The sequence below is a fragment of the Agromyces allii genome, assembly GCF_009749385.1.
Taxonomy (GTDB): domain Bacteria; phylum Actinomycetota; class Actinomycetes; order Actinomycetales; family Microbacteriaceae; genus Agromyces; species Agromyces allii.
Genome location: NZ_WBIN01000012.1, coordinates 159,330 through 179,922 on the forward strand (window position 1 = coordinate 159,330; position 20,593 = coordinate 179,922).

Genomic DNA, 20,593 nt, shown 5'->3' on the forward strand with positions numbered 1-20,593 from the left:
TCCATGGAGCCTGAGGCTGCGGCCCACTTTAGGCCCCGCCAGCCCGTACTCAATCGGGAGCGCTCACCAGCGATTGCATGCTGCAGATTCGGGACGGACCAGCGATTCGACGAAGGCTGAGCCGCGGCCTTGTGCTATCCGCGGGCGGGATGTATCCGTATGGGAGCCGTGGCAATCACCGCACCCAAAGCAACAGTGAGTAGCCCCCTACCCGACGCAGTTACGAGACGTCCGACATCATCGGAGGTCGTCCGGGTGCCGATACGCGTAGCTTCCTGCGCGAACTGCTCGAAAGACGCACCAGGTGCGATGTAGACCAGGCCGAAGAACCGGAAGGCTTCTTCTGAGAGCTGCACCCAGACGTACGCGAGGAAGAGCAGGGCAAGCCCCACGGCAACGAACGTGATGACTGCGCGCGCAGCCCAAAGGACGATGAGGCGAGTCGTTGTGAGCGCCCCGTTTCCAACCCGCCGCAAAGTTAGACCACGTTGGGCCGCATTCAGATCGATCGGCTGGTGACTCCATGTCATCCGCACAGTCGATTCGCTCTCTAGTTCTTTGCCACGGAGGAGCCTGCCGAGCGTCCAGGCCACCGAACTGTTGCGGCGTAAGGAGAGACCAGTGAGTGCAGCGCAAAGAAGCCAAATGAGCCCCAGCAGGTATTGGTCCTGGTGGTAGTCGAACAGCAGCGCACCGGCAGCCAAGACGAGTGGCACGATGCAGAACACGGCCCAACTTCGACTTGGCGCGAGTAGCGCACGGCGGATTGGTTCGTCATCCATCCTGACGACATACGCGAGGCTCAGACTCGGAACAATGAGTAGGAGCGACATTGCTGGGTCGAGGTGCTCCTGGATGTGGGTCAGGAACGCGAGTGGACTCAATTGAGCGAGCGCGCCTAGCGCGAGCAGGAGAGTTATCGCCCAAGTCCAGAGCAAGATCGGGGCCATTACGCGTTCCGGATCAGGGGTCAGAACAGCATGCACGTACCGGATTCGTGGCTGCTGACCCGGGCTTCCTGGGTGGTAGTAGATATCGCGCTGAGGACTCCGGCGATTCCAGTACGAGTACTCGGGGATTGGTTTAGTGGGATGCCAGTACTGCATCAAGCCTGAACTCAGAAAAGTACCCCCGGGTGCGAGGACGCGGATGTGTTCGCGTACCGCACTTCGCACATCCGAAACGCGTAGAGACAGCACCCACGAGTCCTGGGGCACAGCGGAATATGTCTCGCGACGGCCAGCTACATCTCCGATGTGTTCGAGAAGGGTGTCTTGCTCGCCTTCTAGCCGGCGGTACTTGAGAATCTCAGGGCCATCTGTAACCGGATACCACAAAGTCGGGATGTAGCTTGCGAGGAAATACTGTTCGACGAAATCGAAAAGGGTCTCGTCGGATTCAATTATGTTCCAGGCAGCCTTGGCGTCGGCCCCTCCCGTGAGTACGCATCTGGGGAGGATCTTGTTGTCGTGGATATACCAATCCGTGATGTCATCAACGTCGACGAATTCATTTGAGATCTCGTACCCAAGGTCGGCCACGGCATGCAGCTGGGCGTTCGAGATCTTCGAGACCTTCGAGTTCGGTGCGCGTACCTTCGCTGCGATGGCGAGGCGTGCGAGCAACGATTGTTCGCGGCTCGTAAACGACGACAGTGCGTGACCATCACCATCGCGTAAGTCGAAGTCGAGGAGCAGGCCTTTCTGGAATACTGCAACTGGAAGTGGCACCTCTTGGAGATCACTGAGTTTGTGTTTCTGAATTCTGCTCGCGAGCTCGCGGGTGTCGATATCGAGGCTCACTCGACGGACACGATGCCTGCTGTCTTGGATCTCAATTGTCTCGACACGTCGTGCGACCCAGGTCCAGTCCTCGATTAGATCGAGGTAGAACATTCCCATCCGTTTGCGAAGACCATTGACTGGTTTACCGTGGATGAGCTCCTTATGTTTCAACGAAGGAGCTTCGCGTCGAATCTATGCCGGTCGTGGCTCTTCGTCGCTGGGCCCAAGTAGTCAATGTTCGAACCCGTTGTCACTTCGACGAAGCGTACGAGTTGCTCCATGCCGGGTCCCAACCCATTTGCCCGGCGGCGGCGGCGGTACTGCCAGTATGCGAAAGTGAGCGGATTCCGCCGGATCGCCGGTGGAGCCGAACGAATCTCGCGATCGGACGCGTCAGACATAGCAGACGCTGTTCAGCGCAATTGATCTCAGTTCTCTGGAAATCGGGCTGGTCGGACCTGACATTTCCACGCCCCCTGTTTCTGGGATCCGTCTGGCGGTTCCTTAGATCGAAGACTAGTTAATTGCGGGAACTGCGATCAATAGGGGCCGAGTGACACGCCGGTACGCAGACGGCAACCACAATTGCTCCAGCCCCGTCGTGAAACGAACAAGAACGATGCTCCTGGCGCTGACAACCGGCGTATGGCGATTAGGGAACGCACTGGGGTGAGGTCACGCGCGATGTAGCCAACGTCTACCGGCTGCGGGTTCCGAAAAAAGCGGGGTCAGCCTATGCGGAAGCGCGGACGGACACGCCGGTCTCTATCGAACGATCCCAGTATGTTCCATACGGCTCTTCCGGTCCTGCGCGCATGGGACGCCTCAACGAAGGCCTTCCCGATGTCGCGCACCGCTTCTACGGTGCCGGGTACAGCCCCGACAACCGCGCCGGTGATGAGATTGGGATCGCTGGGGTTGAGCAGAGCCGCAACACCCGCTGATCCGGCCGCTCCCAGCGCTGTAATTGTGAGGCCGTCTCCAGCCGCGCGGAACGCGCTCAGCGCCGGCGATCGGCGCATCGATCTCGTCAAGTGTTCGGTGCTTCGAGTGAGTTCATCGCGCACGATGGCGGCAGCCTCTGCTCTTGCTTGTTCCGTGTCGTTAAGCAGATTGACCGCGCTCAGTGCTGAGCGTAAATGCCCTCGCCATTCGACGAACTCATCCGCCGAGGAACGCAACTGGACAACAGATTGAAGAGTCCGTCCTTGGAGACCGGGCAGCTCAATCCGAGCGAGTGTGGACAGCTCCGACACCCGGCCATCAAGAATCGTGTGCCCGCCTAGAAGCGATCTGTAGGCCGTTTCATGATCAGCTGTCTGTGCAATTGGGGTCGCCGTTCCTTCCATGGCAGCGAGGACATTGCCGCTCATTTGCCATTCAGCGGAACTGCGCTCCGTGCCTCGGCCGAGAACCTGATCCCAAAGCCCAAACTTAGCTAGTCCCCTGTGCTTTGCAGTGAACAGAATCGATCCATCCTCGATCAATGGACGGTTGTACATGAGCCATTCAAGATCGCGGCGAACCTCGCTTCGCACATAAACGTGGTCGCGTTGCGCGTCTTCCATACCGACGATGTTGAATGGCTCGAGCCGGTGGGAGTCCTCAACAACGGAATCGACATACAACAGCATTTTCGCCGCGGTGCGATAGTTGAAGGCAGCTGGCTCCATGGTTTCGCCCCAGATAGGCCGGAGGCTTCCCTCCGGCAGCGACGGCAGGTGACCGCCCTCGTAGAGCCTTTGAAGATCATTGCCCTCTTCGTAAAATGCCACGAGGTGACTGAACGGCGCTGAAGTGATGGCTTTGATCAGTTCGCGATCGAGGCGTTGCCCCCACCAGGTTTCGATATCGGCGATGACGCGAATAGCTTCGGGCTGACCACTCATGGCGTGAGACTATCTCTGGCCGGGAACCCTCCACGGTAGTTGGCTTCGGGCAACGAGAGGATTATTCCGGCCTGCGCAGAGGATGAACATCCATGGGCCGCGGTGGGGGCCCAGACGGCAGTAGGGCGTCAGAGTTTGCAGAATACGCCCACTTGATCGAAACCCCTCCCAGTGAGGGGTTTCGTCGTTTCCGGGCCGGTGCTCGTCGCCTCAGGGCCTGCCCGGGTGGCAGCGTCATGCCGGCGCGCTTAGGCTCGTGTGGTTACACAAAATGTAGGGAGTGCTGCCACCATGCAGAAAATCATCACCACGTCCGCGCTGCTCTTCGCCGGTGCACTGCTGTTCACGGGTTGTGCCACGAGCACGTCCGACAACGCATCCGCCGACAACTGCGAGGTCGTCCGCGTCGCCGTGCGCGACATCTCGAACGGCGCGCAGAACGCCATCGCGTCGACGACCGACCAGTCGCTGACCGCGAAGCTCGAGGACTACTCGAAGCGCCTCGACGAGCTCGCCGCCGACAACGCCGACAACGCCGACCTCACGAAGGCGATCGAGGGCGTGCAGGACAAGATCACGGCCGCTGAAGACTACGCCGCCACGCTGCCGGCCGAGGCCGACGAGGAGTTCGTGCCCGACGCCGACGCGCAGGCGACGGCCTCCGGCGACATCCAGACCGCTGCGGTCACGGTCACCGAGGTCTGCACGGCCGAGTAATCGGCTCCCGCACCACGGCACGACGCGAGCGCGCGGCATCCGGATCCGGATGTCGCGCGCTTCGCGTTCACGCCGCCGCACGGGCGCGACGGGGCACCGGTCAGGGGAGGCCCAGCGCGGCGTCCGGTAGAATGGAACTCCTGTCTGGCCCCCGGTCAGAGCGGTCACGCCGTGCATCACGCGTGGTCCGAGGCTTGAAACCTCCGGCACTCTCACAAGACACCGGAGGTTTTCCCATGTCCTCACGCGCCCGGATCCGACCCGATCGCAGCCCGAACGATCTCAGCCCGACCGACGTCGGCCCGACCGAGGTCGGCCGCAAGGTCCGCATCCCGAATCGTTGGCTGGGCCTCGTCGTGCTCTCGCTGACGCAGCTCATGGTCGTGCTCGACGGCACGATCGTGAACATCGCGCTGCCCGACGCGCAGATCGAGCTCGGCATGTCCGACGGACTGCGCCAGTGGGTGGTCACCGCGTACTCGCTCGCGTTCGGCGCGCTGCTGCTGCTCGGTGGCCGCGTCGCCGACTACTGGGGGCGCAAGCGCACGCTGCTCGTCGGCATGGTCGGCTTCGGTGCGGCCTCGCTCTACGGCGGCATCGCGCAGTCGGCCGCCGAGCTCATCGTCGCGCGCGGACTGCAGGGCGCGTTCGCCGCGCTGCTCGCACCCGCCGCGCTCGCGCTGCTGACCGTGACGTTCCCGTCGGGGCGCGACCGCAACGTGGCCTTCGCCGTGTTCGGCACGATCGCGGGCGCCGGGGCGGCGGTCGGACTCGTGCTGGGCGGGGTGCTCACCGAGTTCGTCGACTGGCGCTGGTGCCTGCTCGTGAACCTCGTGTTCGTCGTGATCGGGTTCGTCGGCGGTCTGTTCACGCTCGGCGAGAGCCGCGCGGGCGGCGAGAACCGCTTCGACCTCGCGGGCGCGGTCACGGTGACGCTCGGTCTCGGTTCGCTCGTCTACGGCTTCAGCCTCGCCGAGGGCGGCTGGGGCCAGCTGTCGACCATCGGGTTCCTCGCGCTCGGCGTTGTGCTGCTCGCGCTCTTCGTGTGGGTCGAGTCGAAGGTCGCGCAGCCGCTGCTGCCGTTGCGCGTGGTCGCCGACCGCATCCGCGGCGGCGCGTTCCTGATCCAGGCGATCGCGGGCAGCGTCATGATCGGCTCGACGCTCTACCTGACGTTCCACCTGCAGATCGTGCTCGGGATGTCGCCGCTCGGCGCCGGGCTCGCGAGCCTGCCGCTGCCGATCGCCATCACCCTGACGGCACCGGTCGTCACGCGTCTGCTCGCCCGCTTCGGACCGCGCCCGCTGCTCATCGGCGGACCGCTCGTCGTCGCGGCCGGACTCCTGCTGCTCAGCGGCATCACGGCCGGCGGCGTCTACGCGGCCGAGGTGCTGCCGGGCATGGTCGTCATGGGCGTCGGCATGGCGTCGGTGTTCGTGCCGCTGCAGAACCTGGCCCTGTTCGGCATCGCCCCGCACGACGCGGGTGCGGCGTCGGCGACGGCGAACTCGGCGATGCAGATCGGCGGCTCGATCGGCGTCTCGGTGTTCACAGCGGTCTACGCGTCGGTCTTCGCGGCGAGCGGGCTCGCAGGTGCCGAGGCGCCGACCGCGATGACCGACGGCTACGGGGCGACGTTCGTCGCCGCCGCGATCGGCATGGTCGCGGCATCCGTCATCGCGATCGCCCTCGTGCGCGGCGCGCGCCTCCGCGAGCTCACGTACGAGACGGGCGCCGTCGCCGCGGTGCACTGACGCACGGGTCGGCGCGCGGCATCCGTCGGTCTCGGATGCCGGATGCCGGATGCCGCGCGCTCGACCGGATCGGCCGGTTCGGAGGGAGCTCAACCGAGCGGGACCGGCTTGCGGGTGATGGGCGAGAGCCAGGTCACGATCAGCACGGCGGTGATCGAACCCGCAGCCATGATCGCGGCGAGCACGACGATCTGGAACCGGCCGGCCTCGAGGGGCGACACCCCGCCGAAGATCGCGCCCACGAACGCGCCGGGCAGCGTGACGAGGCCGGTCGTCTTCGTCTGGTCGGTCGAGGGGATGAGCGCGTTGTAGATCGCATTGCGCGCGATGTCGAGCGTCGACTGCCGCGGTGTCGCGCCGAGCGCCATCCAGCCCTCGACCTCGTCCCACCGATCGATCGTGGCCTCGGTGAAGCGCCGGCCCGCGAGCGTCGCGATGCTCATCGCGTTGCCGATGACGATGCCCCCCATCGCGAGCACGTAGCGGGCCGAGAACTCGATCGCCCCGGTCGCGAAGACGACGACGAGGGCGATGAGGATGCCGGTGGCCATGCCGCCCGCGACCATCGCCGCGTGCCTCGTCGACCAGCCGATGCGGCGGGTGGCCGTCGCGGCGGCGACGCCGAACATGACGACCAGGGCCGCGCCCACCCAGAGCGGATCCGAGATGACGCCCGTGAGCACGAGGCTGATCACCGCGAGCTGGCCGGCGCCGCGCAGGATCGCGAGCGCGGGCGCCCACCGGTGCGGCACGCGCGCCATGCCGAGCACCACCGTGGTGAGCGCGATGAGGGCGAGCACGCCGACGAGCGTCGGAAGGAGCTCGCCGGGCCACGTCATGGGGCCGAGCCTAGTGACGGGTCTAGGGTTCCCACGTGACCACTTCACCGCGCCGCCGCTGGTTCGGCCTCGTCTTCATCAGCATCGCCGTGTCGCTCATCATCGTCGACTCGACGATCGTGAACGTCGCGATCCCGGCGATCGTCGACGACCTCGGCATCACCTCGACGCAGGTGCAGTGGGTGCAGGAGTCGTACACGCTCGTCTTCGCGGCGCTGCTGCTCGTGTTCGGCACGCTGGCCGACCGGTTCGGGCGACGCCGGATACTGCTCATCGGCGTCGTGATCTTCGCGCTGTCGTCGGTGGCGGCCGCCCTCGCGACCACCGGCGAGCTGCTGATCCTGGCGCGGCTCGTGCAGGGCGTCGGCGGCGCGATGATCCTGCCGACCACGCTGTCGCTCATCAACGCGACCTTCCGCGGCCGGGAGCGGGGCATCGCGTTCGCGGTCTGGGGCTCGACGATCGGCGGCATGGCGGCCATCGGCCCGTTGCTCGGCGGGTGGCTGACGACGGACTTCTCGTGGCGCTGGGCGTTCGGCATCAACATCCCGTTCGCGATCGTCATCATCATCGGCGCGCTGCTCACGATCGACGAGTCGCGCGCGCCGGGCGAGCCGAGGCGCATCGACGTCGTCGGGGCGATCCTCTCGGTGATCACGAGCGGGTTCCTCGTGTTCGCGCTCATCGAGGGCCGCACCTACGGGTGGTGGCTGGCGGAGGACGGCGTCGCGTTCGGCGACTGGACGTGGCCGTTGACGATCTCGCCGATCCCGTTCGCGTTCGCGATCGCCGCGCTCGGCCTCGTCTCGTTCGTGCTGTGGGGGCGGAGGCGCATGCGCCTCGGCAAGTCGACGATGCTGCCGTTCGCGCTCTTCGCCATTCCGTCGTTCCGCAACGGCAACGTCGCCGCGCTCATCGTCTCGCTCGGCGAGTTCGGCATCATCCTCTCGCTGCCGCTCTGGCTGCAGTTCGTGCTCGGCTTCGACGCCCTGCAGACCGGGTTCGTGCTGCTCGCGCTCGCCGTGGGCTCGTTCGGCGCGAGCGGCTTCGCCGGCGCGATGTCGGGGCGCCTGCCGGCCGTGTTCATCGTGCGGCTCGGCATCGCGCTCGAGATCGTCGGCGTCGTGTGGGTGGGCCTCGTCATCGCTCCGGATGCCACGTGGCAGTGGTTGCTGCCGGCGCTCTTCGTGTACGGGTTCGGCGTGGGCCTCGCGACCGCCCAGCTCACGGGCGTGGTGCTGCAGGACGTGCCCGTGGCCGACAGCGGCGCCGGATCGGGAACGCAGTCGACCTCGCGCCAGCTCGGCTCGGCGCTCGGCATCGCGATCCTCGGCACGGTGCTCTTCACGACGACCGCGAACGTGCTCGACGCGAGCCTCGACGAGCGAGGCCTGCCCGAGGCGCAGCGCGAGCAGACGGTCTCGGCCGTGGTCGACAGCGCTGGCGCGGCGATCGCCGGCCTAGAGGCGAACCCGAAGACCGCCGAGATCGGCGCCGACGCCGCCGAGGCGTTCAGCACGGGCACGCGCTATGCGGCGTTCTCGGCCGCCGGATTCCTCATCGTCGGCTTCTTCGCGACGCTCTCGCTCGGTTCGGGCCGTCGCGACGAGCATGACGGCCAGGGCCAGGGCCAGGGCCAGGGCCAGGGCCAGGGCGAGGGCGAGGGCGAGGGCGGGACGGCGGATGCCGCGGCGGACCGCCCGGCTTCAGCCGACGCCGCGCCCGGAGACGTCGCGCCCGCGGGCACCGCAGACGCAGCCGAGCGCGAATCCTGACCGACAGGACCCGCGCTCGGGGTCGTGACGAGGGCTACTCCTCGTTCTGGTGCTTCTCGGCCGCCGCCGCGGCGTTCTCGGCCTCGCGGCGCTCGGCGTCGTAGCGCGCCGCCGCGGCGTCCTGGGCGGCCCAGTCCTCGCCGTTGCGGGGGTCGCGGTCGGAGTCGAGCGGTTCTTCGAGCGGATCGACGAAATCGGTCACGGGTGTGCTCCTGTTCTCATGATGCGGCCTTGCGGGCCTTGGACTTCTCGGACGCGGGCTTCTCGGACTTCTTCGCGGATTTCGGCTTCTTCGCGGCCGCCCCGCCGGCCGACGCCTTCGCGGAGGAACCCTCGGACTCGTCGTCCGCGGCATCCGCCCCACCGCGTTTCGACGCGATCGAGCGCCGCAGCGCCTCCATGAGGTCGATGACCTCGCCGCCGGTCTCGTCGGGCTGTTCGCCGAAGGTGGCAGCGGTGTCGAGCGCGTCGCCCTGTTCGAGCTTCGCCGCGATGAGCGTGCGGAGCTCCTGCTGGTACTCGTCGACGTACTGGTCGGGCTCGAACTCGGCGACGAGGCTCTCGACGAGCTGCTTCGAGAGCTCGAGCTCCTTCGCCGTGACCTTGACGGCCTCGTCGAGCGCGGGGAACGCGGCCTGGCGCACCTCGTCGCTCCAGAGCAGGGTCTGCACCATGAGCACCTTGCCGTGCACGCGGAGCGCCGCGAGCCGGGTCTTCTGCCGCAGCGCCATGCGCACGATCGCCGTTCGGTCGGTCGACTCGAGGGTCTCGCGCAGCAGCACGTACGCCTTCGACGAGGCCGAGTCGGGCTCGAGGTAGTAGCTGCGGTCGAACATGATCGGGTCGATCTGGTCGGTCGGCACGAACTCGACGACCTCGATCTCGCGGCTGCGCTCGGCGGGCAGCGACTTCAGGTCTTCGTCGGTGATGACGACCGTGCGTTCGCCGTCGTCGTAGGCCTTGTCGATGTTCTTGTACTCGACGACCTGCCCGTCGATCTCGCAGATGCGCTGGTACCGGATGCGCCCGCCATCGGCGTCGTGCACCTGGTGGAGGGACACGTCGTGGTCCTCGGTGGCGCTGTAGAGCTTGACGGGCACATTGACCAGGCCGAATGTGACCGCCCCTTTCCAGACGGCTCGCATGCCTCCAGTGAACACCTCATCCCGCCGCGGTGGAACCCCCGATGGCAGGATGGGGGCATGGCCGAGGGTGCGCGGCAGTTGGTGGAGGTCGACGGCCGGAGGCTCCGGCTGACGAACCTCGACAAGGTCATGTATCCCGAGACGGGCATGACCAAGGGCGAGGTCATCGCCTACTACGCCGAGATCGCGCCGGTCATGGTGCCGGTCGTCGCGGGTCGCCCGGTCACGCGGCTCAGGTGGGTGCACGGCGTCGGTACGGCCGATTCCCCCGAGCGGCCGTTCTTCGAGAAGACGCTCGACGAGCACGCGCCCGAGTGGCTGCGCCGCGGGGTCATCCGCCATTCCGACGGCGACAAGCCGTATCCGATCGCCGGCGACCGGGCCACCCTCGTGTGGCTGGCGCAGCAGGCGTCGCTCGAGGTGCACGTGCCGCAGTGGCGGTTCGCGGCCGACGGACAACCGGCGAATCCCGATCGCATCGTGTTCGACCTCGACCCTGGCGAGGGCATGGGGCTGGTCGAGTGCGCCGAGGTGGCGCGGCTCGTGCGTGCGCTCATCGCCGGCATGGGGCTCGACGCCGTGCCGGTCACGAGCGGCAGCAAGGGCATCCACCTCTACGCCGCGCTCGACGGGCGGCAGACCTCCGAGCAGGTGTCGGATGTCGCGCGCGAACTCGCTCGCGCGCTCGAGTCCGATCACCCGGGCCTCATCGTGTCGAGCATGAGCAAGATCGTGCGCTCGGGCCGCGTGCTCATCGACTGGAGCCAGAACAACGGCAAGAAGACGACGATCGCGCCGTACTCGCTGCGCGGGCGGGCCCGCCCGACGGTCGCCGCACCGCGCACGTGGGAGGAGCTCGACGACCCCGGCCTGCGGCACCTCGAGGCGCACGAGGTGCTCGAGCGCGTGGCATCCGGGATCGACCCGATCGCCGTGCTCGCGGACTCGGGCGGAGGCGTCGGCGCGGGCGGTGCGGGCCCGCTCGCGACCTACCTCTCGATGCGCACCAGCGGGGTCACGCCCGAGCCGATGCCCGGGTCGAGCTGGGCCGTGCCGGGTGGGGGCGCGCCCTCGTTCGTGATCCAGGAGCATCACGCGAGGCGCCTGCACTACGACTTCCGCCTCGAGCGCGACGGCGTGCTGAAGAGCTGGGCCGTGCCGAAGGGCGTGCCCGACGATCCGGGCGTCAACCACCTGGCCGTGCAGACCGAGGACCACCCCATGGAGTACGGCGGCTTCGAGGGAACCATCCCGGCGGGGGAGTACGGCGCCGGGTCGGTCACGATCTGGGACTCGGGCACCTACGCCACCGAGAAGTGGCGCGACGACGAGGTCATCGTCGACGTGCAGGGGCAGGTCGGCGGGCCGCTCGGCGCCGTGCGTCTCGCGCTCATCCGCACGAACGGCGAGGGCGAGAAGAGCACGTGGCTGCTGCACCGCATGAAGGACCAGCGGCCGGGCGAGCTCGCGGCTGGCGCAGACCTCGCCGGTGGAGGAGCGGGTGAAGTCGCCGGTCGAGCAGGGAGCGCAGCGAGCGTCTCGAGACCAGCGGCGACGGGAGACGTCGAGTCGATCGCCGTGCGCCCCATGCTCGCCTCTCCGGGCACGCTCGGCCTCGTCGCGGCGGGGGACTGGGCGCTCGAGTACAAATGGGACGGCATCCGAGTGCTCGCGCGCACCGACGGCGGCGGCCTCCGCATCATCAGCCGGAACGGCAACGACGTCACCGCGCGGTATCCGGAACTCGCGGCCCTGCCGACCGCGCTCCGCGGGGATGCCCTCGTCGACGGCGAGCTCGTCGCCCTCGACGACGACGGGCGGCCGAGCTTCGAACTGCTCCAGTCGCGCATGAACCTGACCCGTGCTCGCGAGGTGCAGCGGCTCGCGGCATCCGCACCCGTGCGCCTGCTGCTCTTCGACGTGCTCGAGATCGCGGGCGACGACGTGACGGATGCCCCGTACCGCGAGCGCCGTCGTCGGCTCGAGCGGCTCGTACGGCCGGGGTCGGGCGTGCCGGTCGAGGTGCCGCCCCTGGCGACCGGGTCGGCGGCCGACGCGCTCGCCGAGGCGCGCCAGCTCGGCCTCGAAGGACTCGTCGCGAAGCGGCCCGACTCGACCTACCGACCCGGAACCCGTTCCGAGCAGTGGCTGAAGCTCAAGCTCACGCGCACGCAGGAGGTCGTGATCGGCGGCTACCGTCGGGGCGTCGGCACGCGTGCGGGCCGGATCCGCTCGCTGCTCGTCGGCATCCCGGGTGAGCACGGCGGCGAGCACGGCCTGGCGTTCGGGCTCGAGTACGCCGGGCGCGTCGGCAGCGGCCTGCGCGAGCTCGAGTCCGAACGCCTGCTCGCCCGACTCGACGACGCGGTGCGCGAGACGTCGCCCTTCGTCGAGGTGCCCGAGGCAGATGCCGCCGACGCGGTCTGGGTCGAGCCGCAGCTCGTCGGCGAGATCGAGCTCGCCGAGTGGACGAGCACGGGCGTGGCGCGGCATCCGCGTTGGCGGGGACTCCGGCCGGACAAGTCGCCCGACGAGGTCGTGCGCGAGTCCTGAGGGTTGGATGCCGATGATCGGTGCCGCCCTCGTCAGGCGCCGCGGCGCTCAGCCCTCGGCGTCCCCGAGCAGGTCGAGCAGCGCCCGCTCGCGGCCTCCGCGCAGCGAGATCGTGCGATCGAGCTCGTAGGCGGCGATGACCCGCGGGTCGACGTAGCTGCCCTTCGCGATCGTGGGCGTGTTGCCGAGCACGAGGCTCGTCTGCTCGATCGCCTCGCGCACGGCCGCGTCGCGGGCTCGCTTCGTGGTCGCCGGTCCGAGCTGGGCGAGACGTTCGGCCGCCGTGATCGTGCCGCGCAGCGTGCGGAAGTCCTTCGCGGTGAAGTCGCCCCCGGTCCGCAGCCGGATGTGCTCGTTGACGTCGGACGGCCCGAGTGCGCGGAAGCGGCGTCCGTCGATCCACGCGTAGAGGCGCCCGGCCGACGACCGCTCACGGGTACGGTCGATGAAGCCCGCGAGCGCGGCATCCGTGAACCGCAGATCCTGGCGGATGCCGCCCTTCGCCTGGAAGCGGAGGCGCACCGTGTCGCCGTCGAGCGTCGCGTTGCGCACGAGCAGCGTGGTCAGTCCCCGGCTGCGGAACCCGGCGAGCGACTCCTCGGAGCCCACGCGGATCGCCCCGAGCTCGAGCGTGCGGAAGGCCGCCGCGAGCACGCGTTCGCGCGGGAGCTCGGGCAGTGCGAGGTCGAGCGCGGTCGCGCGGCGGGCGTCGGGAAGCCGGCGGGCGAGTTCGAGCATGCGATCGAACTTCTCGGCGTCCTGCCGTTCGCGCCACGCGGGGTGGTAGATGTACTGGCGACGCCCGGCCGCATCGACGCCGACCGCGAGGATGTGGGCGTTCGCGGCATCCGCGATCCACACCTCCTCCCAAGCCGGGGGAACGGCGAGCTCGAGGATGCGCGCTCGCTCGGCGCGGCTCGCCGCCGAGCCGTCGACGTGCACGAACGCGAACCCGCGACCCCGCCGCACCCGCGTGTAGCCGGGTGCGGTGTACGGTTCGACGTGCCTGAGCCGCGGCATCCGCTCAGTGGTTCCGCAGCGCCGAGATGAGCTCGGACTTGCGCTTGCCGCTGTACCCCGTGAGGCCGAGTTCCTTGGCGCGCCTCTTCAGGTCGGGCACGGTCCAGTCGTCGTAGTCGCCGCTCTCGCCGCCCTTGCGGCCGATCTCGCTGCGGCCCTGCGCGGCGGCGGCGTTCGAGATGCGTGCGGCCTTCTCCTTCGAGGCGCCGTCGTCGCGGAGCTTCTCGTAGAGTTCGGGGTCCTTCAGCGACGCGTTCCGGCGTCCGGGCATGTCACCCTCCTTCCACTGAGGTTCGACGACGGCGGGAGGCGGGCGGGGTCACAGTCCCCGCCCGCCGGTCACCGGCAGCACTGCACCCGAGACGTACGACGCATCCTCTGACGCCAGGTAGACGTACGCCCCTGCGAGCTCCGAGGGCTGCCCCGCGCGGCCGAGCGGGGTGTCGCGGCCGAAGCCGGGCAGGTGATCGGGCCAGCCGGTCGCCGGGATGAGCGGCGTCCAGATCGGACCCGGTGCGACGGCGTTCACCCGGATGCCGCGCGGCCCGAGCTCCTCGGCGAGGGCCTTCGTGAACGCCACGAGCGCGGCCTTCGTCATGGCGTAGTCGACGAGCGACGACGACGGGTCGAAGGCCTGGATCGACGAGGTCGTGATGATCGACGAACCGGCTCGCAGGTGCGGCACGGCCGCCCTGGCGAGGAACACGGGCGCGAAGAGGTTCACGCGCATGACGCGCTCGAAGTCGTCGGTGGGCAGCTGCTCGATGCCGCCGCGATCGCGCTGGTGCGCGGCGTTGAGCACGAGCAGGTCGAGCCCCCCGAACGCCGCCTCGGTGTCGTGCACGAGGTCGGCGCAGTGCGACTCGCTCCGCAGGTCGCCCGGCAGCAGCAGGGGGTCGCTGCCGGCATCGGCGACCCAGACCGCGGTCTCCTCGGCGTCGGCCTGCTCGCTCGGCAGGTACGAGATCGCGACCTGCGCGCCCTCTCGGGCGAACGCGATGGCCACCGCGCGGCCGATGCCCGAGTCGCCGCCCGTGATGAGTGCGCGCCGCCCGTTCAAGCGGCCGGCACCGCGGTAGCTCTGCTCGCCGTGGTCGGGTTGCGGCGACATCGCCGCCGTGAGACCCGGTGGGTCCTGCTCCTGCCTGGGGAACGGGTCGGTGGTGTGCATCGTCGTCGGATCGATCAGACGGTCGCTGTGCATGGCTGCTCCTCCCGTGATCGCCTCAACGCTAGGTCGGGCGCAACGGGGCTCGCGCGGGGTTGACATCGGCGGATGCCGGTGCGCGGCGTGCGAGGGGCAGTGCGCGCTACCGCGTTACCAGTCCCCCCGGTCGAGGGTCAACCCCCAACCGCGGATCGCCGCCCGGGCATAGCGTGGTGGACACGGAGCGCATCCGCCCCGAGGTTCCGACGATCGCAGATCCGAGGAGGCCGAACGTCCGACGTCCCGACCAGGGACGCCGGATCATGAGAAGGAGAGATCATGAACATCCTCGTCGCCATCATCGCCATCGTCGCCGTCATCCTGCTGTTCACCGGTGGGTTCGTGCAGTCGCTGAACTTCCTGCTGTGGGTCGGCCTCGTGCTCCTGATCCTCGCCGTCATCGTCTGGCTCGTGCGCTTCCTCGGAGGCAAGCGAACCGTCTGACCGACGCACCACACTTCCGACGCGGGCGGCCTTCGGGCCGCCCGCGTCGTCGTGTGCACCGGGTCGGCTCCGCCGCCCGGGTCGGCGGTGCTCGAGCACGCGACACCCCCGCTCGATTCCGGTGCTGAATCGGCTTCTCGCCGGGGATTCCGCCGACGTATGCTGTGCGAGTGGGCACCCTTTACTACGGCGACTCAGGCACGCCGATCGGCATCGAGGATCGCGCGCTCGCGCACCTCAAGGTCGCGATCACGACCAAGCTCCGTCGAGGCGAGAGCTTCACGCTCTCGTGGCGGCACACCGACGACCAGCCCCGTGGCCGCTCGACGCTCTGGCTGCACGCGTCGATCCCGCTCCGGTTCGTGTTCGACGAGCCCGAGACGCCCGAGCTGAGCCGCGAGTGGATCGAGGAACTCATGCGGTCGGCCAACAGCACGGGCGGCATCAGCCTCGTTCCCGAGCACCTCGACACGAACCCGATCCCGACGCTGGCCGATCAGCCCGTGCAGGTCGGCGTCGACGTGCAGGAGGTCGAAGCAGACGAGGCCGCGCCCCCCGCGTGAGCGGATGCTGCGGCGCGGAGGTCATTCGAGCGCCGCACGCCGTCGAGGCTGCCCGCGTACGGGCACGCGGCCGATCGAGCGGTCAGTCGTCGTCGATCGGGTCGTTCTCTTCGGGCTCGGGCACCCAGTGCAGGCCCGACGTGCTGTTGGCCGTGAGCAGCAGCTGCTCGATCCACAGCCGGTTGAGCTTGGCCGGGCGGTTGCCGCTGAACACGAACTGCAGCGGGATCGACTCGTGCAGCCACAGCGTGGTGCGGCCGCTGCCGTTCGAGACCCCGTGATCCCAGGTCATCGCGAAGCTCTCTGATCGGCGCAGCTTGTTGAGGATCGCGACGCGGAGATGGGCCAGCGTGCGGTCGTCGATCTCGAGTTCGCGCGGTGAGGAGTTGTAGATGAGCCTGCCCATGCGCCGACTCTAGTCGCGCCGAACCCCTGTTCGGCAGCCTGCGAGCGCCGTGCGTCCGCCTGTCGAGTTCTTGCGCGACCTGCCGTAGCATGGCGCTCATGTCGAGGAGGCTGGCGGATGTCGCGCGCAAGGTCGGTGTCAGCGAGGCCACGGTCAGCCGGGTCCTGAACGGAAAGCCCGGCGTCTCGGCGTCGACGAGGGACGCGGTGCTCACCGCGCTCGACGTGCTCGGGTACGAGCGGCCGACGAAGCTGCGCGGCGAGCGCGCCAGGCTCGTGGGGCTCGTGATGCCCGAGCTCCAGAACCCGATCTTCCCCGCGCTCGCCGAGTCGATCGGCGGCGGGCTCGCGCAGAACGGGTACACGCCCGTGCTCTGCATCCAGACGGCCGGCGGCATCTCCGAGACCGACTACGTCGAGCTGCTGCTGCACCAGCAGGTCTCGGGCGTGATCTTCGCGGGCGGCGCGTACGCGCAGGCCGACGCGAACCACGAGCACTACGAGCGCCTGCGGGAGCTGAAGCTGCCGACCGTGCTCGTGAACGCGCCCGTCGACGGCATCGGGTTCGCGACGGTGTCGTGCGACGACGTCACGTCGATGGAGCAGGCCTTCGGGCACCTGCTGCAGCTCGGGCACGAGCGCATCGGCATCCTGCTCGGGCCGCGCGACCACATCCCCTCGCGGCGCAAGCACGAGGCGGCGGTGCGCATGGCCGAACGGCACGGCGTCGAACTCGGCGAGGATCGCGTCGTGCACTCGCTGTACTCGCTCGAGTCTGGGCAGACCGCCGCGACGAAGCTCATCGCCGCGGGCGTCACGGGCATCATCTGCGCGAGCGACCCGATGGCGCTCGGCGCCATCCGCGCCGTGCGTCGTGCCGGGCTGCGCGTGCCCGACGACGTGTCGGTCATCGGCTACGACGACTCGGCGCTCATGAACTGCACCGAGCCGCCGCTGACCACGGTGCGCCAGCCGATCGAGGCCATGGGCAAGATGATCATCGAGCTGCTCATGCGCCAGATGTCGAGCGAGCGCAGCATCGGCGACGAGGTGTTCTTCGCGCCCGAGCTCGTGGTGCGCGCCTCGACGGCGCCGGTTCCGCGCTGACGTGCCCCGGCCCTCGCTTGCGCGGAATTCGCAAGCCTGATCCGCAATTTCACGCAAGCCGTCGCAAATTTCTGCCGGATTGTTGAATAGTTGCATCATTCTGTTGCCTTCAATACCTTGACGGACATCGACGCCGTCGTCTCCCGCTGACGCGGCGCCCGGCGCATCGACGCCCCCCGCTCGCAGAGGAGACCACCGCGTGACCACGCCACTCACCACCATCGGCTCGGCGGCCCCTGCCCTGCCGACCGAGGACGCGCTGTGGTGGCGCAGCGCCGTGATCTACCAGGTCTACGTGCGCAGCTTCGCGGACTCCGACGGCGACGGCACGGGCGACCTCCGCGGCGTGCGCAGCCGTCTCGGCTACCTCAAGGAGCTCGGCGTCGACGCGCTCTGGTTCAACCCCTGGTACCCGTCGCCCCTCGCCGACGGCGGCTACGACGTGAGCGACTACCGCGACATCCACCCGACCTTCGGCACGCTCGAGGACGCGGAGCTGCTCATCAGCGAGGCGCTCGCCCTCGGCATCCGCACGATCATCGACATCGTCCCGAACCACGTCTCGAGCGAGCACGAGTGGTTCCAGGCCGCGCTCGCCGCGGCGCCGGGCAGCCCTGAGCGCGAGCGCTTCTGGTTCCACCCCGGCAAGGGCGAGCACGGCGACGAGATGCCCACGAACTGGACCTCGAACTTCCAGGGCGACACGTGGACCCGCACCACCAACCCCGACGGCACGCCGGGGGAGTGGTACCTGCACCTGTTCACGCCCGAGCAGCCCGACCTCAACTGGAACCACCCCGACGTGCGCGCCGAGCACGAGGACGTGCTGCGGTTCTGGTTCGATCGCGGCGTCGCCGGCGTGCGCATCGACTCCGCGGGCCTGCTCATCAAGGACCCGACGCTGCCGGAGGTGCCCGCGCAGGTCGAGCCCGGCGGCCACCCGACCGAGGATCGCGACGAGGTGCACGACGTCTACCGCGCGTGGCGCCGCATCGCCGACTCCTACGAGGGCACCCGCGTGCTCGTCGGCGAGGTCTGGGTTCCGGATGCCGCCCGCTTCGCGGCCTACCTCCGGCCCGACGAGATGCACACCGCCTTCAACTTCGACTTCATGACGCGTCCGTGGCAGGCCGACGAGCTGCGCGCCTCGATCGACCTCATGCTCGCGGCGCACGCCCCCGTGGGTGCTCCGAGCACCTGGGTGCTCTCGAACCACGACGTGACCAGGCCGGTCACCCGGTACGGCCGCGAGGACTCGAGCTTCGCCTTCGCGAAGAAGCGGTTCGGCACCCCGACCGACACCGAGCTGGGCCGACGCCGCGCTCGCGCCGCTGCACTGCTCACCGCAGCCCTGCCCGGCTCGCTCTACCTCTACCAGGGCGACGAGCTCGGCCTGCCCGAGGTCGAGCTGCCTCGTGAGGTGCTCGAGGATCCGATGCACTTCCGGTCCGGCGGGGTCGACCCCGGGCGGGACGGATGCCGCGTGCCCCTGCCCTGGCGCGGCGCCGCGTCGCCCTTCGGGTTCAGCCCGGACAGCGGCCGCGACGCGCGCGGCCAGGCCGGCGCGGTCGGCACCCCGACGGCCCCCTGGCTGCCGCAGCCCGCGGACTGGGCCGAGCTCACCGTGCAGGCGCAGGAGGCCGACCCCGGCTCGATGCTCTGGCTGTACCGGCAGGCGCTGCGCATCCGCAAGCGCGAGCACTCGCTCGGCGACGGCCCGATGACCTGGCTCCCGAGCGCGCCGGGCGTGCTCGCCTTCAGTCGCGGCGACGACGTCGTGAGCGTCACGAATCTCGGCACCGACCCGATCGCCCTGCCCGACCACGACCGCATCCTCCTCAGCAGCGCGCCGCTCGTCGGCGGGCTGCTGCCCCCTGACTCCACGGCCTGGCTGCACCGGAACGCCTGACCGTCGAGGCCGCTGCCGACTCCATCCGCACCACCGGCACCCTGCGGCATCCCTCACCACACCGCATCACACAGCACCGAAAGGACTGGACAATGAAGTCACCGAGAACAGTCGTGATCGCCGGCATCGCCGCGCTCGCGATGGTGGGCTCGCTCGCCGCCTGCTCGCAGAGCAGCGGAAGCGAGGACGGCAAGCTCGAGCTCCGAGTCGCCACCTTCCCGCCCGGCGCCGACCAGGCGGCCTACGACGCCTTCGCCGAGCAGGAGAAGCAGTTCGAGAAGGCCAACCCCGACATCGACGTCGTCGGCCTCGAATACGAGTGGACCGCCCCGACGTTCGCCGCACAGCTCGCGGGCGGCAGCCTGCCCGACGTCTTCACGGTGCCGTTCACCGACTCGAAGACGCTCCTCGAGAACGGCCAGCTCATGGACGTCACGAAGGAGATCGACGACCTCGGCTACTCCGACAAGTTCAACCCGATCATCCTGAACGAGGTCACGGGCAGCGACGGCGAGCTCTACGGCTTCCCGCGCCAGGCGTACGCCAACGGCCTGCACTACAACCGCGCCCTGTTCGAGCAGGCCGGCCTCGACCCCGACTCCCCGCCGACCACGTGGGACGAGGTGCGAGCGGACGCCAAGATCATCGCGGAGAAGACCGGCAAGGCCGGTTACGCCACCATGGCCGCCGGCAACACGGGCGGCTGGCAGCTCTCGGTCCAGGCCGATTCGCGTGGCGCGTCGCTCCAGACCGACAACGGCGACGGCACCTACACGTCGACGATCGACAACGACGCCACGAAGTCGACCCTCGAGTTCCTGCACGACCTCCGCTGGGAGGACGACGCGATGGGCTCGACCTTCGACCTCGACTGGGGCACCATCAACCAGGAGTTCGCGGCCGGCAACATCGGCATGTACACGTCGGGCTCCGACGTCTACACCGCCCTCGTGCGCGACTTCGGCATGGCGCCCGACAACTACGGCCTCACGGTCATCCCGACCGAGGACGGCGGCGGAGTGCTCGGCGGCGGCGACATCGCCGTCATGCCTCCCACGCTCGACGCCGACACCAAGGCCGCCGCGGTCAAGTGGATCGACTGGTACTACATGCAGAAGCTCCTGAACGAGGACGCCGCCGTCACCGACGCGAAGGCGCTCGCCGCCTCCGACCAGGCCGTCGGAACCCCCGTGCTGCCGGTGCTCGACAAGGACACCTGGGACCAGCAGCAGGAATGGATCGCGCCCTACGTCAACGTGCCGCAGGACCAGATGACCGGCTTCTTCGACGGCATCTTCGAGCAGACGCCCGTCGGTGAGTTCAAGGGCCAGACCCAGCCGATCTACGCCCTGATGGACAACCTCGTGCAGGCCGTCCTGACCGACCAGAACGCCGACATCGACGCGCTGCTCACGCAGGTCGACGTCGACGCGCAGGCCCTGCTCGACCAGTAACGGACGAGCGGATGCCGCGGGGCGGCCC

General features: G+C 68.7%; 18 protein-coding genes. 9 read left to right on the top strand and 9 right to left on the bottom strand.

What is annotated here, in order from left to right; all coding sequences use genetic code 11:
* Window positions 1–134: 134 nt before the first annotated feature.
* Complete coding sequence (locus GQR16_RS15655) at window positions 135–1,895, bottom strand: hypothetical protein (RefSeq protein WP_157416089.1); 1,761 nt, start codon at window positions 1,893–1,895, stop codon at window positions 135–137.
* A gap of 617 nt (window positions 1,896–2,512) precedes the next feature.
* Entirely contained in the window at window positions 2,513–3,673 is a 1,161-nt protein-coding gene (locus tag GQR16_RS15660; RefSeq protein ID WP_157416090.1) for a hypothetical protein, read from the bottom strand.
* Between the two features lie 291 nt (window positions 3,674–3,964).
* Between GQR16_RS15660 and GQR16_RS15665 the strand changes: the two genes are divergently transcribed.
* Together GQR16_RS15665 and GQR16_RS15670 are read left to right on the top strand one after the other, a co-directional pair.
* Window positions 3,965–4,390: a hypothetical protein gene (locus GQR16_RS15665; protein ID WP_157416091.1), complete on the top strand. Its 426-nt coding sequence runs from the start codon at window positions 3,965–3,967 to the stop codon at window positions 4,388–4,390.
* A 236-nt stretch (window positions 4,391–4,626) separates the two neighbouring features.
* Entirely contained in the window at window positions 4,627–6,144 is a 1,518-nt protein-coding gene (locus tag GQR16_RS15670) for an MFS transporter (protein WP_157416092.1), read from the top strand.
* Between the two features lie 89 nt (window positions 6,145–6,233).
* Here the strand turns inward: GQR16_RS15670 and GQR16_RS15675 are convergent, their stop codons facing one another.
* Window positions 6,234–6,983, bottom strand: a complete 750-nt coding sequence (locus GQR16_RS15675) for an ABC transporter permease (RefSeq protein ID WP_157416093.1) — start codon at window positions 6,981–6,983, stop codon at window positions 6,234–6,236.
* A 35-nt stretch (window positions 6,984–7,018) separates the two neighbouring features.
* Between GQR16_RS15675 and GQR16_RS15680 the strand changes: the two genes are divergently transcribed.
* Window positions 7,019–8,758: an MFS transporter gene (locus GQR16_RS15680; RefSeq protein WP_157416094.1), complete on the top strand. Its 1,740-nt coding sequence runs from the start codon at window positions 7,019–7,021 to the stop codon at window positions 8,756–8,758.
* A gap of 34 nt (window positions 8,759–8,792) precedes the next feature.
* On the opposite strand, the gene GQR16_RS15685 is transcribed toward GQR16_RS15680, so the two are convergent.
* Both GQR16_RS15685 and ku read right to left on the bottom strand, forming a co-directional pair.
* Window positions 8,793–8,960: a hypothetical protein gene (locus GQR16_RS15685; RefSeq protein ID WP_157416095.1), complete on the bottom strand. Its 168-nt coding sequence runs from the start codon at window positions 8,958–8,960 to the stop codon at window positions 8,793–8,795.
* A 16-nt stretch (window positions 8,961–8,976) separates the two neighbouring features.
* Window positions 8,977–9,903, bottom strand: a complete 927-nt coding sequence (gene ku, locus GQR16_RS15690) for a non-homologous end joining protein Ku (protein WP_157416096.1) — start codon at window positions 9,901–9,903, stop codon at window positions 8,977–8,979.
* Window positions 9,904–9,960: 57 nt separating this feature from the next.
* Here ku and GQR16_RS15695 point away from each other — a divergent pair, with 57 nt between their 5' ends.
* Window positions 9,961–12,456 carry an ATP-dependent DNA ligase gene (locus GQR16_RS15695; protein WP_157416097.1) on the top strand — a complete coding sequence of 832 codons (2,496 nt, stop codon included), beginning with the start codon at window positions 9,961–9,963 and terminating at the stop codon, window positions 12,454–12,456.
* 48 nt (window positions 12,457–12,504) lie between these two features.
* Here the strand turns inward: GQR16_RS15695 and GQR16_RS15700 are convergent, their stop codons facing one another.
* Genes GQR16_RS15700 through GQR16_RS15710 form a run of 3 tightly spaced genes read right to left on the bottom strand, consistent with a single transcriptional unit; the run spans window position 12,505 to window position 14,680 of the window.
* Window positions 12,505–13,476 (bottom strand): DNA topoisomerase IB, encoded by a 972-nt coding sequence (locus GQR16_RS15700; protein WP_157416098.1) that lies wholly within the window; start codon window positions 13,474–13,476, stop codon window positions 12,505–12,507.
* Window positions 13,477–13,480: 4 nt separating this feature from the next.
* Window positions 13,481–13,747: a DUF7218 family protein gene (locus GQR16_RS15705; RefSeq protein ID WP_067872221.1), complete on the bottom strand. Its 267-nt coding sequence runs from the start codon at window positions 13,745–13,747 to the stop codon at window positions 13,481–13,483.
* Window positions 13,748–13,795: 48 nt separating this feature from the next.
* Window positions 13,796–14,680: an SDR family oxidoreductase gene (locus GQR16_RS15710; RefSeq protein ID WP_246200875.1), complete on the bottom strand. Its 885-nt coding sequence runs from the start codon at window positions 14,678–14,680 to the stop codon at window positions 13,796–13,798.
* A gap of 282 nt (window positions 14,681–14,962) precedes the next feature.
* On the opposite strand from GQR16_RS15710, the gene GQR16_RS19635 reads away from it, so the two are divergent.
* Together GQR16_RS19635 and GQR16_RS15715 are read left to right on the top strand one after the other, a co-directional pair.
* Entirely contained in the window at window positions 14,963–15,127 is a 165-nt protein-coding gene (locus tag GQR16_RS19635) for a hypothetical protein (protein ID WP_169829215.1), read from the top strand.
* A 170-nt stretch (window positions 15,128–15,297) separates the two neighbouring features.
* Window positions 15,298–15,690 carry a DUF7882 family protein gene (locus GQR16_RS15715; RefSeq protein ID WP_246200876.1) on the top strand — a complete coding sequence of 131 codons (393 nt, stop codon included), beginning with the start codon at window positions 15,298–15,300 and terminating at the stop codon, window positions 15,688–15,690.
* Window positions 15,691–15,772: 82 nt separating this feature from the next.
* On the opposite strand, the gene GQR16_RS15720 is transcribed toward GQR16_RS15715, so the two are convergent.
* A complete protein-coding gene (locus GQR16_RS15720; RefSeq protein WP_157416100.1) occupies window positions 15,773–16,096 on the bottom strand; it encodes a DUF7882 family protein in 324 nt (107 codons plus the stop codon).
* Between the two features lie 98 nt (window positions 16,097–16,194).
* On the opposite strand from GQR16_RS15720, the gene GQR16_RS15725 reads away from it, so the two are divergent.
* The 3 genes from GQR16_RS15725 (at window position 16,195) to GQR16_RS15735 (ending at window position 20,565) form a co-directional block, all read left to right on the top strand.
* A complete protein-coding gene (locus GQR16_RS15725) occupies window positions 16,195–17,202 on the top strand; it encodes a LacI family DNA-binding transcriptional regulator (RefSeq protein WP_157416101.1) in 1,008 nt (335 codons plus the stop codon).
* A gap of 199 nt (window positions 17,203–17,401) precedes the next feature.
* Window positions 17,402–19,111 (top strand): glycoside hydrolase family 13 protein, encoded by a 1,710-nt coding sequence (locus GQR16_RS15730; protein WP_425482624.1) that lies wholly within the window; start codon window positions 17,402–17,404, stop codon window positions 19,109–19,111.
* 92 nt (window positions 19,112–19,203) lie between these two features.
* Complete coding sequence (locus GQR16_RS15735) at window positions 19,204–20,565, top strand: ABC transporter substrate-binding protein (RefSeq protein WP_157416102.1); 1,362 nt, start codon at window positions 19,204–19,206, stop codon at window positions 20,563–20,565.
* Window positions 20,566–20,593 lie beyond the last annotated feature (28 nt).